Annotated in this window: 9 protein-coding genes and 1 pseudogene; 9 read left to right on the top strand and 1 reads right to left on the bottom strand. The window is 51.3% G+C overall.

Annotated features, from left to right (window positions below; translation table 11 throughout):
- The first annotated feature begins 124 nt into the window (after positions 1-124).
- The 3 genes from ACWA2B_RS18325 to ACWA2B_RS18315 all read left to right on the top strand — a co-directional run bounded on the left by ACWA2B_RS18325 (position 125) and on the right by ACWA2B_RS18315 (position 2,773).
- Positions 125-889 carry a 16S rRNA (uracil(1498)-N(3))-methyltransferase gene (locus ACWA2B_RS18325; protein ID WP_029515345.1) on the top strand — a complete coding sequence of 255 codons (765 nt, stop codon included), beginning with the start codon at positions 125-127 and terminating at the stop codon, positions 887-889.
- 1 nt (position 890) lies between these two features.
- On the top strand, positions 891-2,234 hold the full coding sequence (gene mtaB, locus ACWA2B_RS18320) for a tRNA (N(6)-L-threonylcarbamoyladenosine(37)-C(2))-methylthiotransferase MtaB (protein ID WP_029515344.1): 1,344 nt from the start codon (positions 891-893) through the stop codon (positions 2,232-2,234).
- A gap of 104 nt (positions 2,235-2,338) precedes the next feature.
- On the top strand, positions 2,339-2,773 hold the full coding sequence (locus tag ACWA2B_RS18315) for an NUDIX hydrolase (protein WP_342434311.1): 435 nt from the start codon (positions 2,339-2,341) through the stop codon (positions 2,771-2,773).
- Here the strand turns inward: ACWA2B_RS18315 and ACWA2B_RS18310 are convergent.
- The gene (locus tag ACWA2B_RS18310; protein ID WP_069012562.1) at positions 2,763-3,785 is read right to left on the bottom strand and encodes a Na/Pi cotransporter family protein; all 1,023 of its coding nucleotides are present in this window, start codon (positions 3,783-3,785) and stop codon (positions 2,763-2,765) included. The two genes, ACWA2B_RS18315 and ACWA2B_RS18310, sit on opposite strands and share 11 nt — an antisense overlap.
- Positions 3,786-4,179: 394 nt before the next feature.
- Between ACWA2B_RS18310 and ACWA2B_RS18305 the strand changes: the two genes are divergently transcribed.
- The 6 genes and pseudogenes from ACWA2B_RS18305 (at position 4,180) to ACWA2B_RS18280 (ending at position 18,649) form a co-directional block, all read left to right on the top strand.
- Positions 4,180-5,559, top strand: a complete 1,380-nt coding sequence (locus tag ACWA2B_RS18305) for a class I SAM-dependent rRNA methyltransferase (RefSeq protein ID WP_341039660.1) — start codon at positions 4,180-4,182, stop codon at positions 5,557-5,559.
- 236 nt (positions 5,560-5,795) lie between these two features.
- Positions 5,796-9,362 (top strand): helicase-exonuclease AddAB subunit AddB, encoded by a 3,567-nt coding sequence (gene addB, locus ACWA2B_RS18300; protein ID WP_449292488.1) that lies wholly within the window; start codon positions 5,796-5,798, stop codon positions 9,360-9,362.
- Positions 9,359-13,378, top strand: a complete 4,020-nt coding sequence (gene addA, locus ACWA2B_RS18295; protein WP_449292487.1) for a helicase-exonuclease AddAB subunit AddA — start codon at positions 9,359-9,361, stop codon at positions 13,376-13,378. The genes addB and addA overlap by 4 nt, the downstream gene beginning before the upstream one ends.
- A gap of 28 nt (positions 13,379-13,406) precedes the next feature.
- A pseudogene (locus ACWA2B_RS18290) lies at positions 13,407-14,592 on the top strand (exonuclease SbcCD subunit D).
- Positions 14,589-17,984 (top strand): AAA family ATPase, encoded by a 3,396-nt coding sequence (locus tag ACWA2B_RS18285; RefSeq protein WP_449292486.1) that lies wholly within the window; start codon positions 14,589-14,591, stop codon positions 17,982-17,984. Before ACWA2B_RS18290 ends, ACWA2B_RS18285 begins: the two are co-directional and overlap by 4 nt.
- Positions 17,985-18,244: 260 nt before the next feature.
- Complete coding sequence (locus ACWA2B_RS18280) at positions 18,245-18,649, top strand: hypothetical protein (protein WP_029517802.1); 405 nt, start codon at positions 18,245-18,247, stop codon at positions 18,647-18,649.
- The last annotated feature ends 152 nt before the right edge of the window (positions 18,650-18,801 follow it).

The following is an 18,801-nucleotide window of genomic DNA, read 5'->3' as shown; positions in this document are numbered from 1 at the left end:
CAGGCGCAAAAGATGATATGATGTTGCTTGGTGATTTATTCGGATTTTGTACGGAACATTAGTGGATAACAGTTATTTTTAGAATGAGGATTTTTGCAAAATCCAGGAATAGGTGTGAGAGAGAATGCAGCGTTATTTTATTCCGGCAGAGCAATTTCTAGAAGATCACGTGATTGTTGCGGGTGAGGACGCGCGGCATATCGCTAAAGTCATGCGGGGCCGTAGTGGTGACAAAATTATAGTCAGTGACGGGGTATCTAGGGAAGCACTGGCTGCATTGGATACGATAGAGCAGGATCATGTTACGGCGACGATTATTGAGCCGCTGAAGATGACCTCTGAACCGCATGTGCAGGTCACCATCGCTCAGAGTCTTCCTAAAGGAGACAAGATGGAGACGGTGATGCAAAAATGTACAGAAATCGGAGCAACCGGGTTTGTACCGTTTTTGTCCGAGCGTACAGTAGTGCAGTATGATGCCAAAAAAGAAGGCAAGCGACTGGAGCGTTGGCGCAAGATTGTGAAGGAAGCGGCTGAACAAAGCCACCGTAACCGGATTCCAGAAATTAGTGCGCCAATGACGTGGAAAGAACTTCTGGCTTCTTTTGCTGGGTATGATTTGATATGTTATTGTTATGAAAAAGAGCAGGGTCAGCAGCTACGGGATGTAATCCAGCCATTGGTAGGACAATGGGCGTCGACGGACATGCCGCGTGTTCTGCTGGTGGTAGGCCCGGAAGGCGGCTTTACTGAAGCGGAAAGCCTGGAGGCCGAGCAGGCTGGGGCCCAGTCTACAGGACTGGGAAGACGTATTTTGCGTGCTGAGACCGCAGGAATGGCTGCATTGGCTTGCATTTTATATGAGACAGGAGAAATGGGAGGGGTTTAATATGCCGTCAGTGGCATTTTACACATTGGGCTGTAAGGTAAACTTTTATGATACAGAAGCGATCTGGCAGCTGTTTAAAAATGAAGGTTATGAACAGGTGGACTTTGATGAGCAGACCGCGGATGTCTATCTTATTAATACATGTACCGTTACGAATACCGGTGATAAAAAGAGTCGTCAGATCATTCGCCGCGCGATTCGCCGGAATCCAGATGCCATTGTGGCAGTGACGGGCTGCTACGCCCAAACTTCTCCTGCCGAAATTATGGATATTCCTGGCGTTGATCTCGTTATCGGGACTCAAGATCGGGACAAAATCATTCCGTTCGTGCAGGAAATTCAAGGGACGCGTCAACCAGTGAACGCCGTGCGCAATATTATGAAAACGCGTGTATTTGAGGAAATGGATGTGCCTGATTTTGCTAATCATACTCGGGCCTTTTTGAAAATTCAGGATGGGTGCAACAACTTCTGTACCTTCTGCATCATTCCATGGTCGCGGGGGCTATCCCGCAGTCGTGACGCTGCGAGCATTATTGCACAGGCGCGTCAACTGGTACACGCAGGCTACAAGGAAATAGTACTCACTGGTATCCATACTGGCGGTTATGGTGACGACATGGATAATTATGACCTATCTGATCTGCTGTGGGATCTGGAGAAAGTGGAAGGGCTGGAGCGTATCCGCATCAGTTCGATTGAAGCCAGCCAGATTGATGAAAAAATGCTTGATGTACTGAACCGTTCCACCAAGCTGGTTCGTCATTTTCATATACCGCTTCAGGCGGGGGACGACACTGTATTGAAACGGATGCGTCGTAAGTACACCACAGAAGAGTTTTATAACAAAATGCTTATGATTCGCAAAGCAATGCCCGATGTTGCGATTACAACGGACGTAATTGTCGGCTTCCCTGGGGAGACGGATGAAATGTTCCGCAATGGCTATGAGCTGATGAAAAAAATCGGTTTTTCAGAAATGCATGTGTTTCCGTACTCCAAGCGTAGTGGAACTCCTGCGGCGCGTATGGAGGATCAGGTGGACGAAGACGTGAAAAATGCACGAGTGCATGAGCTGATACAACTGTCAGAGCAAATGCAACTGGCGTATGCTGAGAGGTTTGTAGGTCAGGTGCTGGAGGTCATTCCGGAAGTTGCGCCGAAAGGGACCGAAGATAGCGGCATACTCCATGGATATAGTGACAATTATATTCAACTGGCGTTTGAAGGTACTGAGGATCTGGTTGGCAAGGTATGCCGCGTGAAGCTAACGAAGGCAGGCATTAATGAAAGTGAAGGCCAATTGGTTCGCGTACTGGAGAATGGGCTGCAAACAGCTCTGTAAGAACAAAAAAAGCCTGAAAAGGCAATAGAGATGGCAAACAAGGATTTCGCCTTTCCTTACAGAGAGGACGGAATCCTTGTTGCGCAAGGAAGGGAGATTACAGGATGGCAGCAAAAAAGGAAATTTCAGCAGGCGGTGTTGTGTTTCACAAACAGGGGGAGCAACTTGAAATTCAGCTCATTACTGACCGATATGGCAAGGTATCCTTGGCTAAAGGAAAAATGGAGTTGGGAGAAACAATCGAACAGACGGCTTTACGTGAAATTCGCGAGGAAACAGGGTTGAACGGGCGGATTATCCAGCATGTAGATATGATTGCTTATACGTATCAGCATCCGGAATTTGGGGAAGTGGATAAAGAAGTACACTATTATCTTGTAGAGGCACTAGATGGGGATTTACAGGCACAAATCGAAGAAATTAAGGGAGTTGCATGGCATAAGCCTGAGGAAGCATGGCTTCTCCAGCGCCAGGGCGGATATGACAATAATGATGTCATTTTGAGCAAGGCGCTGTCCATGCTAGGAATTAACGTTTGATTCTGTGGGGAGATATACGATCCTCTAAACGCGTCCATACAGGTAGGTAGCACAGAGGCAAGACCAGCAGAGAGCTAATGACGTTAAACAGGGTTTGGGCATGGGCTACCTTGGCTCCGGGCTCGGTAGATATCCAGGCGGCGGCCATTTCTAGCCCAGGGATCAACGGCATAAAGAGCAAGGCTCCGCCTACGTTCAGCAGCACATGGGACCAGGCTACAAATTTGCCGGACACGCTGCCACCAACAGCGGCAATCAGGGCGGTTACGCAGGTGCCTACATTGGAGCCGATGACGATGGCGATCCCCACATCGGCTGGCAAGGCACCCGCAGCGGCAAGGCTGATCGCCATGCCAATAACGGCTGCGCTACTGTGAACCAGTGCGGTCAGGCAGGCACCCGCAGCGAAGGCCCACCACATGTTGGCCGCAGCGTGATCAAGAAACCAGCGGAATAGTCCGGCCTGCTCAATCCATGGGCCGACCGTTTGCATTACGCGGATACCCGCCAGAATCAGCGAAAATCCAGCAAATACGAGGCTGATATATTGTACAGCCTGCGGACGGCTAAGCCCATTGGAGCCGGGTGAAATTCCGGCAGACGCGTACTGGCGAACGGAGACGGATTCTCCCCACAGTACGGCGGCGCTCCAGCAGAGCAGTGAGCCGCAGAGCAGCGGAACAGCCAGCTTGCCAAGCTGGAGCCCCATCAGCTCGGTGGTGAGACAGGTACCGATATTGGTGCCAAGAATGATGCCGAGCGTACGGCCATAGGTCAATAGCCCGGCGTTGACCAGTCCGATCGTCAGCACCGTTACAGCGGTGCTGCTTTGCAACAGGGCGGTAATGCCTGAACTGAACAGCATACCCCGCCAAGGGGAAACGGTGGCGCGGTTCAGCCAACGGGTGAGGAAGGGGCCGGCCAAATGCCGGAGGGCTGCTTCCATCAGCTTCATCCCGCCCAAAAAAATAAACAGTCCGCCGCACAGCGGGAGTATAACATGTATAAGCACGGGCATAGCCCCCTTTTCTAGGTGAAAATACTTATGTAACAGCCTATGATCTGTCGAGGACAGCCATGACAAGCATGGCTAAGCTCTTTTTAGGAAAACGATAATTTTTGTAGTATCTTCACAAGCTTTAAAAGCGTGACGCCGATATACAGGCGGGCAGTAGCGAAGCGGATCATTTGAATCTGGAGAAGCGAGAGCGTTCGCCTGAAAGCTTTCCAAAGGAAAGCTGCTTCGGAAGTATAAACCTAGGGGGATTCTTACCATTAAAATCATTTATAAAATCCAAAGAATCCCCGTGCAACAGCGATCGTAAGATCAAATGATCCGCAGAGCCGCGCCCCTATCGAACAACGTTTTAACACTTTGAGTAATCCAAGAATGGGAGTGAAGGATTTTGCCTTCAGTAATATTAGAACGCAGCCGTAAAAAAAGGCTGGAGCACGCACACCCTTGGGTGTTTAAAAACGAAATAGCCAAGATCGAAGGAGACCCAGAGGCAGGCGATTTGGTCAGTATTGTTAACCATCAGGGGCGTTATTTGGCGACAGGTTACTATAATCCGGCTTCACAAATTACAGTGCGTGTGATGTCCTATGAGCCGCTGGAAGCGATGGATCAAAACTTTTTTGCCCAACGCTTTCGCAAATGTCTGGAGCACCGCGAACGTTTTGTGACCGGGGGAGACGCTTATCGGTTGGTGTACGGCGAGGCTGATTTTTTGCCTGGACTGATTGTAGACCGTTTTGGTGATGTGTTGGTTGTGCAGCTGTTAACGCTTGGCATGGATCGGCGCAGGGAAGAAATCAGGGATGCGCTCGTTGAAGTAGTGGGTCCTGTTGGTATATATGAGCGCAGTGATGTATCCATCCGAGAGCTGGAAGGATTGAAACAAACGAAGGGTCCTTTGTACGGTGATTGCCCGCGTCATGTAGTGGTGACGGAAAATGGCCTGCACATCAAGGTTGATATCGTAGAGGGCCAGAAGACGGGTTATTTCTTTGACCAGCGTGAAAATCGTGCGGCCATAGCACCGTTGATGACAGGTTGGGGAGCACGTAGTGGAATTACGCTACAAGAAGTTGCTACAGACTCAGGGGACGCTGCCACAACGGTCATGAAGCCAGTGAATAAAAGTGGTAAGGTTGTTGAATTCCCATTCTGGGACGGCGCAACCGTATTGGAATGTTTTTCACATACGGGAAGCTTTACGCTCAATGCCTGTAAATATGGTGCTAAAAAAGTAACTTGTCTTGATATTTCTGAGCATGCGATTGAAAGTGCGCGGGACAATGTCAAGCTGAACGGTTTTGAGGAACGCGTCGAGTTTGTCGTCGACGATGCTTTTCAATATTTGCGCAATCAGGTGAAAGGTGTAGAGGAACGCAATGCACGAGCCGGGGGCAAAGGAGATACGTCTAAGCCGCTGACAGCGGGTGGCGGACGCACCTTTGACGTGGTCATTCTTGATCCGCCAGCCTTTGCCAAAACGAAGAACGCTGTCAAAGGGGCTACACGTGGATATAAAGATATCAACCTGCACGGGATGAAGCTCGTTAATGAGGGCGGCTATCTGGTGACAGCGAGTTGCTCGTTCCACATGCGGCCGGAGTTGTTTTTGGACACCATTAAGGAAGCAGCGGCAGATGCCGGCAAAATCCTTCGTCTGGTAGACTGGAGAGCAGCTGGTAAGGACCATCCTCAAATTTTGGGTGTGGAGGAAGGCCATTACTTGAAATTCGCCATCTTTGAGGTGCGCAGCCGGACACAGTTGTAGTTTCATACAAAGTCAAAGTCAATCGCCCTTTTGGTGATTAAATAGGTAAAATAAACTCGTTTTAGGTATAAATCAGTCCTGTAGAGAAGGCGTGCACCAAGCCAATCTGCGGGACTGATTTATTTTTTAGAGGGAGAAAGAATTGCTACAACATGGCAAACGTACGTTCTTTTCTCTCTTGCCTGATATGCTATACTGTTTAATAGAATGTTGTTCGTTGGAAAGGAGGCCGCATCATGTCGGTCCGTTTGTTGATTGGCCGCTCTGGGAGTGGTAAAAGTACGTTAATCCGCAATGAAATGACGTCTATGTTACGCGAGGAGCCGCTAGGTAAGCCTATGCTGTTACTTGTACCGGAGCAATCGTCATTTGCTTCTGAGCATGCGTTACTTACAGAAGCCGGAAACGGTATTCAGGGGTCGGTGCGCGCCCAAGTGATGGGATTTCACCGTCTTGCCTATTTAGTTATGCAGGAAACTGGGGGTTCAGCGCTGGTGCCTGTAACGGAAGAAGGCAAGAAGATGCTTTTATATAAAATTATTCGTCGTCGCAAGGATGAACTGAATTTGTTTAAGGATTCGGGAGACCAGCTCGGCTTTGTGGATCGGTTGAATACATTGTTCACGGAGCTAAAGCAGTATGGAAATGATACTCGGTCTGTACCCGAGCAACTGGAGCGAATGAACGCTGCTGGAGAGTCAACTCCGATTTTGCGCGGCAAGCTCAAAGATATCAGTCTAATCTACGAGGATTTTGAACGAGAGCTGACGCTTAAATATATTGACGGTGAAGATACGCTGCGCATGCTGGCAGAACAGATTGCAGAGTCTTCCCTTGTGCGTGGAGCAGACATTTGGATGGATGGCTACCGTAGGTTTACACCACATGAATATAAAGTGGTGGAGCAACTTATGCTGCATGCCTCTTCGTTGACAGTGGCGCTGACTTGCAACCGCAGCTACGAGAGCGGACAGCTTCCGCATGAGCTGGATTTGTTTCATCCTTCGGCGGCTACGTATGTAAAGCTCAAAGGAATGGCAGACGAGCTGATGATAGAGACGCAGACACAATTACTTCGCCCTGATCCGCCGCCGAGATTTAAGGAGCGTCCGGCGTTGGCGTATTTGGAGGCTAACTTTGAATATCGTACAGGGTTACGGAATCAGGAACAACGGATGCGGCTGCAGCAGCTACGAGAGCAGTGGACAGAAGAACAGCCGGAAGGCATAAAACTGTATGCTGCAGCGAATCGCCGCGCTGAGTTGGAAGGGGCTGTACGCGAAATGCGTCGTTTAGCCCGAGATGAGGGCGCGCGTTATCGGGAGATGGCCTTGTTTGTGCGTCATATTGAAGATTATGAGTCATGGGTGGAACCGATATTCAAACAATATGAGGTTCCAGTATTTCTGGATCAGCGGAGAAGTGTATTGCATCATCCCTTAGTGGAATTGATTCGGGCTTCACTGGATATCGTGCAGCGACGCTGGCGATATGAGGATGTATTCCGTGCGGTCAAAACAGATCTTCTCCTGCCGCTGGATGGTCGGGTGAGCCGCGAGGAGATGGATCGTCTGGAAAACTATGTACTGGCCTGCGGAATACAAGGTAGCCGTTGGACAGACGGTCGCCCGTGGCAGGCTGTGCCCAGCTTGTCACTGGAGCTGGAGGAGCAGGAACGGAACCGTAGGCGGGATGAAACGTTGGATTTGATGGAGCTGTGTCGGGATGTAATCGTGACGCCTTTACGTGCGTTTGAGAAACGTGTGGGCAAGGCACGAACTGCACTTGAGAAGTGTGAAGCGGTATATCTGTTACTGGAGGATGCAGAAATTGGCCACAAGCTGGACGCCTTCATTCATCAGGCAGAGGAAGCAGGAAATCCTGAGCAGGCCAAGGAGCATCGTCAGGTATGGGATGCAGTGCTTGAACTACTGGATCAAATCGTCGAAATGATGGGTGACGAGAGGCTGGATACCTCTTTGTTTGCGGGTGTGCTGGAAACGGGATTGGCTGAATTCCGTATGGGACTTGTTCCGCCAGCTCTGGATCAGGTTCTAGTCGGAAACACGGATCGTACACGTGTGACCGGTATTCAACATGCTTTTGTGCTAGGTATGAACGAAGGTGTGATGCCGGCTGTCTTTCATGAGGACGGTGTGCTGAATGAGCAGGAGCGTACGGCATTAAACGAACGAGGCGTAGAGCTGGCGCCGGATATGACAAGACGTCTGCTGGACGAACGTTTTCTCGCTTATACGGCCCTTACTTCAGCCGGTAGAAGCCTGTGGATGAGCTATGCCGTGACTGATGAAGAAGGCAAGTCATTGTTGCCGTCTGAGTTAGTACGACATGTGCGGCAATTGTTTCCTAGTCTGGACGAACGCCCACTGGCTGGATACCCTTTGCCTGGGGATGCTTGGACGACGCAATGGGAGTATGCTTCTCATCCGTCCGAGGCTTTGCCGCAGCTTATTGCGCAATTACGACAATGGCGACGTGGCGGTGACATTTTATCTCCTTGGTGGGAGGTATATAACTGGTATGCCAGCCAGCAAGGGCGTGAGAAGGACAAGCTGCGTCAGCTGTTGACCTCACTTTTTTACGAGAATCATGCCGAAATGCAGAAGGAAACGAGCCGTCGTCTGTACGGCAGCAAGCTGCGTACCAGCGTATCTCGTATGGAACGTTTTGTGGCATGTCCATTTTCGCACTTTGCCTCTCATGGTCTTCGTTTGAAGGAACGTCAAATGTATCGCCTGAAGGCCCCGGATATCGGACAATTATTCCATGCAGCGCTTGGAGAGATGGCGATCAATCTGCGTAATCGCAATGTCAGCTGGGGCAGTCTCAGCACGGAGGAATGCCGCCAAGAGGCGGAAAGTACAGTGGAGCGTTTGGCTCCTCGTCTGCAAGGCGAGATTCTAATGAGCTCCAAGCGGTATGGGTACATTTTGCGCAAATTGAAAGATATCGTGAGCCGTGCTTCGTTGATTTTAGGTGAACATGCGCGAAGAGGTAGTTTTGAGCCGATTGGGCTGGAGTTGGACTTTGGGCCGGGTCAGCAGCTTCCTCCGTTAAGCTTCCGGTTAGATAACGGTGTTGTGATGGAAATTGTCGGACGGATCGACCGTGTAGATGTGGCAGAGGGAGAAAAAGGTTTACTTTTGCGTGTCATCGATTACAAGTCCAGCCAAAAGGATCTCAAGCTGCATGAAGTGTACTATGGCTTGTCCTTGCAAATGCTCACGTACCTGGATGTGCTGCTGAATGCGGCGGAGGAATGGTTGGGCGAGACTGCTTATCCGGCGGGTACGCTGTATTTTCACGTCCACAATCCGATGTTACAGTCGCCTAACGGTCTTAGCGAAGAACAGGCCCGTCAGGAGCTTTTGAAACGTTTTAAGATGAAAGGATTATTGCTTGCGGATCGGGATGTAGTTGGGCAGATGGATACATCATTGGACAAGGGATATTCTTCTATTTTACCTGTTGCGGTGAAAGCAGACGGTAGTTTTTATAGCAGTGCCTCGGTTGCTTCGCCGGAACAGTGGGACAGCCTGCTAGCTTCGGTGCGTAATAATATTCGGACGATTGGTACACGGATGACAGAGGGCGATGTGGCCATTGAACCGTATCGTATCCAGCAAGAGACGGCATGTACCTTCTGCTCTTTTAAGCCTGTTTGTCAATTTGACGACAGTCTGGAGGGCAGTGGCTACAATCAATGGGGTAAACCCGGTAAGGATCAGATTTGGAATCTGCTGGGTCATACACAGGAAGGGAAAGGAGGAATGGACCAATGATAGGCATGTCAAACATTAAGGGTTTACCGAAGCCGGAAGGCAGTATGTGGAGCGATGACCAGTGGCGTGCCATTTCGGAATCTGGTAACAACATGCTGGTTGCGGCAGCGGCGGGGTCTGGTAAAACAGCGGTGCTTGTAGAGCGTATTATTCGTAAAATTGTCGATCCACAGCTTGGCTTCAGTGTGGATCGGTTACTGGTAGCGACCTTTACGAAGGCAGCCGCCGCCGAAATGCGTCAACGGATACGCGAAGCGTTGGAACGTGTATTGGAGCAGGAACCGGAAAGTGAACATGTACGCCGTCAGCTATCGTTGCTGAATCAGGCCTCGATTACGACGCTTCACTCATTTTGTATGGAGGTCATCCGCAGGCATTATCAGGCCATTCCCCTTGATCCTGGTTTTCGGATTATGAATGAGCATGAGACAGAATTGCTGCGCCAGGAGCTTCTAGAAGAACTGTTTGAGGAGAAATATGAGGCTCATGATGAAGGCAGTACATTCCGCAGACTAGTCGACTGGTTTAGTGGAGAACGCACCGATGATGCGATGTATGTGCTTGTTCAGCGGCTGTATGATTTTTCTCAAAGTCATCCTTGGCCGGAGCATTGGCTGCGGGAGACAGCAACTGCATTTCGTGTGCAGGATGTAGCGGCTCTCGGAGAGACGCCTTGGGTTCGCAGCATTTTGGCGGATGCTGCACTTTCATTGCGCGGAGCAGCGAGCTTGCTGGAACAGGCGCATGAAACTGCTATGCAGCCCGGCGGTCCTGCACCTTATGCATTGACGCTGCAAGAGGATACGGCGATGGTGAAGGGATTGATGCAGGAATTGGAGACGCAGCCGTGGGCATCTCTATATGATCATTTTCAGGCAGCTGCCTTCGGTAAGCTCAAGCCGGTCAAAAAAGATCAGACTGAGCCTGCATTGCAGGAACGGGTTAAGACGCTGCGCGAAGCAGCCAAAAAAATGATTACAGATATGAAGGCTTCCCTGTTTGGCAGGAGAGCAGAAGCCTATTGGGAGGAGCTACACGCCGCAGCTCCGTTGATGGACGAATTGGTAGAAACCGTGATTGTATTCGGGGAACGTTTTCAACAGCACAAGCAGTCAAAAGGGTTGGTGGATTTCGGGGATTTGGAACATTATTGTCTGAAAATATTACGACATCCCGATTCTACTCCGTACAAGCTACTACCTTCCGACGCTGCGCTCGAATACAAGGCGCAATTCGACGAGGTGCTGTTAGATGAGTATCAGGATACGAATACCGTACAGGAAGATATCGTTAGGCTGGTATCACGGGAGGAACCAGGTAACCGTTTTATGGTGGGCGACGTGAAACAGAGTATTTATCGGTTTCGGCTGGCGGAGCCGGGTCTGTTTTTGAATAAGTATCAACGGTACGGCATGCAGGAGCAGGAAGATGGATTTTTAATTGATTTGGCGCGTAATTTCCGCAGTCGGGAGGAAGTTGTCGATGCGGTCAATTTGGTGTTCCGCCAGATTATGAGTGTGGATGTGGCGGAAATTGAGTACGATGAACGAGCGTGGCTGGTACACGGCGCATCCTATCCCGACCCGTCGGATCAAGACACCGCATCTGTATACGCACCTGAGCTGCTGTTAGTAGATAAGGGTGGCCATGGTCTTTCCGAGGCTTCGGAGCTGTCCGAAACGGAGGACGAATCTGTTTTTCAGGAAAGTGAGCTGGCTGAGCTTGTGGAACTGGAAACGGCACAGTTAGAGGCTCGTGCGATTGCGCAACGGATTAAAGAACTGACCGGAGATACCGGACAACCACTGTTGATTTACGACAGAGGATTAAAAGCGATGCGCCCGGCAATCTACGGCGATATCGTCATTTTGCTTCGTTCGGCAAGCGTGTGGGCCCCCCTAATTGTAGAGGAACTGCGGCTTGAGGGCATTCCGGCCTCCGGGGAGCAGACGACAGGCTTTTTTAAAGCAACGGAAGTTGAGGTGATGTTGTCTCTGCTGCACATTATTGATAATCCGCAGCAGGACATCCCGCTTGCATCCGTGCTTCGTTCGCCGATTGTCGGCTTGACCGAAGATGAACTGGCACAAATTCGGTTGGAAAAGCCGGATGGATTGTTTTATGGCGCATTGCTGGCGGCGGCAGAGGCGGACCCACTGAAGGAGAGCGAAAAAGGGACCACTGCTGACATCATGGAGTTGGATCTTTTCCCTGAGGACTCTTTATCTTCATCTGACTTTGGTAATAGAAATAACGGGAATACGTTGTCTGCCCGACTACGTTCATTTTTGCATAATTTGGAAGCCTGGCGGCAGGAAGCCCGACAAGGTAGCTTAAGTGCATTGATTTGGAATGTGCTGGAGGAAACAGGGTATCTGGATTGGGTCGGTGGACTGCCTGGCGGCTCACAGCGTCAAAGCAATTTGCGGGCGCTATATGACCGAGCGAGACAGTATGAGACTTCAACGTCCAACCGAGGATTGTTCCGATTTCTGACCTTCATTTCCCGTCTACGGGAGCGAGGCGGTGATTTAGGATCCATTAGCGGGGGGACCGAACCCGATCAAGCTGTCCGCATTATGACCATTCATAAAAGTAAAGGACTTGAATTCCCTATCGTGTTTATAGCCGGGACGGCAAAAATGTTCAATCAACAGGATCTCAATGCGCCGTTTCTTATGCACAAGGAGTTGGGGTTTGGTCCTAAATATGTGGAGGAACAAAATCGTGTCAGCTACCCTACGCTGCCCAATTTAGCGATCCGCCGACGCTCACAGCTGGAGCTATTGGCTGAGGAAATGCGGGTGTTATACGTGGCGCTTACACGGCCGCGTGAAAAGCTGATTATGACCGGAACCGTGAAGGATCTAGCTTCACGCGCAGCGGGTTGGGCACGTGCCAAAGAGCATACGGAAACGGTCTTACCAGACTATATGCTGGCGGCAGGCCGCAGCTATCTGGACTGGGTAGGTCCCGCTTTGATTCGGCATCCTTCTGCTACTTTGTTGAGGGAAGCGGCAGGTGATCAAGATGGGTACTATCACAAATTGGAACATATGTCGGGAACAGACTGGTTATTTAAAATTGTGGCCTCGGAAACATTATCCGGCTCTCGTGTGAACTCAGATCATGAGGAAGAGGTGTCGGGCGAAGAGCGCCAAAAGAAGACAGAAGCACTGAGAAATGCGGAGCTAATTGACTTGAACGAAGAGAGTGAAACGGACATTGAAGCTGCTCTTTCCTGGACCTATCCATATGAGCGGGCCGGCAAGACGGCAGCCAATACATCAGTTACTGAGATGAAAAGATGGCTAGAAATGCAGGAGATGGGATCGGACGACTGGTTGAATCTATCTACCTCCGTACTAGCAGAGTTACCGGAGGATCGGGAGGATTCTCACACTGGGGGCAGTCAATTACACTTGCGCAGACCTAAGTTTATGGGGAATCAGCGACTGACTCCAACGGAACGAGGAACGGTCTATCATACGTTGATGCTGCATTTGCCACTAGATGGGGGGATGTGCGCCGAAGTTATTGAGGAAACAAAGGCTCGTTTGCTCAATCAGCGTATGTTACTGAATGTCCATGCAAAGGCGCTAGATACGAATAAAATATTACGCTTTTTCACTAGTGAGCTGGGTAGCAGAATGTTGGGGGCATCGCATGTTCAAAGAGAGCTTCCGTTTACTTATACCATGCGGGCAAACGATTACTGGAACCACAGCTTACCATCGATGTCACCAGGACAAGAAACAGATTCGGAAGGTGGACAGGACGGAGATAAAGTGCTGATGAACGGCATTATTGACTGTCTATTTGAAACTCCCGAAGGACTCGTGCTGGTGGATTATAAAACAGATCGGATATCTGAGTATCGTACACTGTTCCATTTAACAGACCAATATCGTTTTCAATTGGAGCTGTATGCCCGTGTGATCGAAGAAATTACAGGCAAAAAGGTTGCTGAGAAGTGGCTGTATTTTTTAGAAGCTGGAGAGAGTGTACAGCTGTAGTTATATAGCTAGGGAGAGGAGGAATAACATGCGGATTTTGCATACAGGTGATTGGCATTTGGGTCGCACGTTGGAAGGACGCAGCCGTTTGAAGGAGCAGGAGGCGTTTTTGGAAGAACTAGCGAAAATGGCTGACGATCAGCAGGCCGATTTGATAATGATGGCTGGAGACGTATACGACTCAGTCAATCCTTCGGCCGCAGCCGAGCAATTGTTTTATGAAACGTCTGCCCGTCTTACGGCTGGAGGAAGACCTCTAGTCGTCATTGCGGGCAATCATGATCAGCCGGAAAGGGTATCCTCGGTCACACCACTGGTGAGCGGGCGCGGAATTACATTGCTGGGATTGCCCCATGGGGAAGCGGTACGCGTTCGTACACCACGAACGGGTGAAATGGCATGCATTGCAGCCTTGCCATATCCCTCCGAGTCTCGTCTGAACGAGCTATTGTCTGAAGACGGAGATGAAACAGTCTTGCGCGAGGCATACAGTCGCCGTGTGGGCTTGCTGATGTCACAGCTGGGTACAGCATTTCGGCCTGACACCGTCAATTTGTCAATGAGCCATATTTATGTGCTCGGCGGGCTGGAGTCGGACTCGGAACGCCCGATTCAGGTCGGGGGGGGCGTATACCGTAGATCCGTCTGCTTTGAGCATTGGGGCACAGTATACGGCTCTAGGACATTTGCATCGTCCCCAATATGTAAAAGGAGACGGGCTGATGCGTTACAGTGGCTCGCCGCTGGCTTATAGCTTTTCCGAAGCCGGACAAGCCAAATCGGTTACGTTAATTGACGTGGTTGCTGGCAAGCCTGCTCAGGTCGAGGAACTGTATATTACCAGTGGACGCCCATTAGTGAGGTGGCACGCACGGGGAGGTCTGGAGGAAGTATATCGCTGGCTGGACGAAGGACTAGATGCCGATGCCTTTATTGATCTGGAAATTACGCTGGATGAAGCAATGTCAATGGGCGATATTCAGCGGCTGCGCAAAAGCCGTGAAGGTATCATTCATATTCGCCCCATGTATCCAGAAATGGCTGCCGCACAGCTGGAGCACCAACGATCAGAACTGCCAGTGCATGAGCTGTTCCGGGCATTCTATCAGCGGCAGACAGGCGGAGCACAGCCAGATGACGGATTAGTGCAGTTGTTTCTGGAGCTGGTGGAACAGGATGATGCAAGAGATCACGCTGAGGAGGAGGACGCATGAAACCAATCCTTCTAAAACTGGCGGGGTTGCAAAGCTACCGGGAGTCGCAGGAAATTCGCTTTGACGATTTGACCGAAACTGGGTTGTTCGGAATTTTTGGCCCAACGGGTAGTGGAAAATCAACGCTGCTGGATGCCATTACGTTGGCTATGTACGGTAAAGTGGAGCGGGCAGTGAATGGTACACAAGGCATTATGAATCATGCCGAGGATACGTTGTCTGTTGCATTTACGTTTGAATTAATGTCAGCTCAAGGACCTCGTCGTTACCGTGTAGAACGACGTTTCAAACGTGCTGGAGGCGTATCGGTTAATAATACGCTTAGCCGTTTTATTGCGTTAACAGAGGATGGCGAGGAAGTGCTTGCCGATAAGGTGCAGGATGTGACGCGCTGTGTGGAGGAGTATATCGGCCTGAAAATGGACGATTTTACACGAGCTGTCGTATTGCCGCAGGGAAAGTTTGCGGAATTCTTGTCCTTAAAGGGCAGTGAACGCAGACAGATGCTACAGCGTTTGTTCCATCTGGAGAAGTACGGAGATCAACTTGCACAGAAGCTAAGCCGTCGTGTGAAAGATAACGATATCGCACTGAAAGCATTAGAGGCGGAGCAGCAAGGGCTGGGGGATGCGAGTGCTGAAGCACTTGAACATGTAGAGTTGCGTCTCAAAGAGGCGATTGCCAATGCAGAAGCTTCGCGTCACGAGCTAGAGCGTGTCTCACGTGAATCGGAGGCGCTAAACAAAACCCGTGAGCTGGTCATCGAGCTCAGCCAAAGATTGAACGAGCTGGAGCAGTTGGCAGCACAGGAGCCGGGCATTGCTTTACTGGAGCGTAAGCTTCGACAAGCAACTTCAGCCGAGGCATTGCTGCCTGCACTGACGGATTGGAAGGAAGCCATTGCTGAAGCGGAAAAACGGCATAAGACTGCCGAAGAAGTGGCAGTCCTGGCCGCTACCGCGCAGGAGGCTGCGCTTGTCTCTGCGCAAGCAGATGAGCAGGCCCGGCAAGCACTCAGTGCCGAAGAACCAAAGCTATTGCTTCGGATCGACCAACTAGAACAGGCGCTTCAACTGGAGCGTGATACGGAAGCGTTGCGGACCGAACGGGACCGTCTGGCGGCCGAGCTTGTGCATAGCGAACAAATCCTTACTGAACATGCAGAAGGACTCGCAAAGGAACAAGAGCTACAGACGCGAGGCTTGAAGCGACAGCAGGAGCTTCAACAAGAGCTAAAGCAAAATGAAGTGCGGGCAGATGAGCGGCGTATGCTGCAAGAGGCTGTGCAACGATTGCAACAGCTGGAAATCGCGAATGAGCAATTGCGTGAAGCTGAACTGGAGTACACCGCTCAGGAGAAACGGCTTGCGCAAGCTGACGAACGTCTAAAGCTGACGGACCAGGAGACACAGGAGACGGAGGCACGGCGTTCTGCCCTTGCTGCACAGGCAGCTGATGGCATTGAGGCATTGCTGACGTTGGAGGCAGAAATCACCGCCGATATGTCGTCACTGGCTGCCGAGGAGGAGCAGCTGCGCCACGAGCTCCGTGCCGAGGAGCTGGGGCGTCTCGCTCAGCATCTCGCTGCCGAGTTGCGCGAAGGCGAGCCGTGCGCAGTGTGCGGCTCGCTGCATCACCCCGCGCCTGCCGTTGCCGCGGCGCATAGCGCGGATGCCGCTGCGCCGGATGAGCTGCAACGCCTGCGTCTCGGTTTGCAGGAGCTGCGCCTCACACTGCGCCAGCAGTTGCACGAGCAACGCAGCTTTCTGGCGCAGCCCGCCACCGCAAACAGTGGCGCTGCCGCCACGGGCGAGCCTTTCACGCCTGCGGCAGCGCCAGCAGAGCCGCGTGGTGCCGCAGCATGGGCGGAGCGCTGCGCGGCGCTGGAACGTGCTGCAGCCGAGCTAGCCGCACGTGCGCATGCGCTGCCTGCCGAGGCACAGGCGCTGCGCGAAGCAGACGCCTCTGGACAGCAGCGGCGTATCCGTGCCGCCGCCGAGCAGGAGGCAGCAGCTGTAGCGCTGACGCAGGCACAGAGCAAGCGCGAGGCATGCACCACGCGCAGCGAGGGGCTGCGCGCCGAATGGGCGGCGCAGCTAACGGATGTCGCTCCGGACGAAGCCGCGGAGCGTTACCGCGCCATGCAGGAGCGCGATGGGCGCGCGGAAGAGCTGCGGTCCCGGCTGGAGACGAGTGTGACCTTCCTCGAAGAAAAGGCGGCGCGTGTTCAACAGATACAGCAGAGTATCATCGAGGAAGACAAAATCATTATTGCCCGTCGTACAGGGCTCCAAAGCAAAGATGATTCGCTTCGCGAAAAGCTGGCCCAGCTCCGAAAGTGGGTTGGAGATGGCCAAGCGGCTTCATTGCTGGAAGAAGCGACCTCGCGACTGTTGGGGCTGAAAAACGGAGCCGAAGTCGCGGCACGACAACGTACTGAAGCGGAAGAACGCAAGCAGCAAGCCGTTCATGCTTCACTGATTGCCCGGCAGGCCTCCGACTCGGCAGAAGAAAGACGTCAGATGGCAGAGTCCCGTTGGGGCAGTCGTCTGGAAGCCTCCTCTTTTGCTACGGAAGCAGAGGTTATGGAATGCTGCCTGGGACCGGAAGAAGCCGCACGCTATGAGCGTGAAGTGAGTTTACATCGAGAACGGGAAAAGGAGATGTCTTCCCGCTTAAAGCATGTCGAAGAGCAGCTGAATGGAGCAACGGTAACAGAGGAACAGTGGGAAGCGGCCACTGCACAGCTACGTGATTGCCGTGCACGCGATGAAGAGGCGCTTCAAAATCGCGCCAAGGCTGAGCGTGATTTAGAGGACTTGCAGCGTCGGCACGTCCGCTGGATGGAGCTGGAGTCCAATCGTGTACATTTGCGTAGTGAAGCGGAAAAAATGTCCAAGCTCCAGACTGTTTTTCGCGGCAATGCCTTTGTTGAATATATTGCTGAGGAGCAGCTCATGCAGGTCAGTCAATCGGCTTCACGCCGCCTGCGTTTTCTGACCAAGCAGCGATACGCGCTAGAGGTAGATTCCAGCGGTGGTTTTGTCATTAGTGACGATGCCAACGGTGGGGTCAAACGTCCGGTATCGACCTTGTCCGGTGGCGAAACGTTCCTGACCTCCTTGTCGCTTGCGCTTGCGCTGTCGGCTCAAATTCAATTGCGGGGCCAGTACCCTCTGCAATTTTTCTTTCTGGATGAAGGCTTTGGAACGTTGGACCCTGAGCTGCTTGACATGGTGATCACCTCACTGGAAAAGCTGCACCACGATCAATTGTCTGTTGGTGTGATTAGTCATGTGCCTGAACTACGGGCCCGTCTTCCGCGCAAGTTGGTTGTTCTTCCAGCAGAGCAGGCTGGAGGCGGATCACGTGTGGTTATGGAAACTTTTTGAAGTAATGTGATACAGGTCACAGATACAGTTTCAAACTATTGTTATAATACAGCCAAGCCGACAAGTTAATCATACAGCACCCCGGCGGACGTATGCTGCGGAAGAAATCTTCCCATCATACGTCCGTTCAGAGGGGCTCTGCCAAGAGCTCCCGGGGTGCTTCTTTTTTTTGCAAGCCGGAATTCGCCCAATTTGATGTAGCAAATGGCCCGTTTTTGAATAACATACGGTATACATGCAGAGCCTAGGAGGAAACAACCATGGAAAAAAGCATGACAACCGAAAAAGTTACAGCACCGGAACAGACGGATGCTAAAACACTATGTCAAAAGCATATGCATCGTTATGTATGCGTATGGGTGAAGGACGGGACAATGTATGATGGCATTGTAGAGCATGTGGATGATGAAAAGATATACTTAGCCGTTCCTATGGGTGGAGACGAGATGGAGAATGTCAATGTTAATCTCCCGTATCCGCCTAACAATTGTGGCTGCGGTTCCCGTGCTTATGGTGGCTATGCATCTTATCCTCCGTATCCGTATCCGTACCCGTATCCAGTACCTGCTTATGCATATGGGTTCCCCTACGGACGCCGTCGCTTTAATCGTTTGATTCTGCCACTTGCAGCCTTGACAGCGATCAGCTTGCTGCCTTATTACTAATCCTAATTTCTTAGTCGCCAGATATAGTGAATTCTCTGCTCTCTCCCGCCTACAGCTCTTGTACAGTACAAGTGACTTTAAGGCGCATCCATACATCATCACCATGCAAGGCTGTTTCTTCCTTTATGAAGAAACAGCCTCTTTTTCACGTA

The sequence above is a fragment of the Paenibacillus sp. CMM36 genome, assembly GCF_053570945.1.
This window is presented reverse-complemented; position numbering and strand designations above follow the sequence as displayed.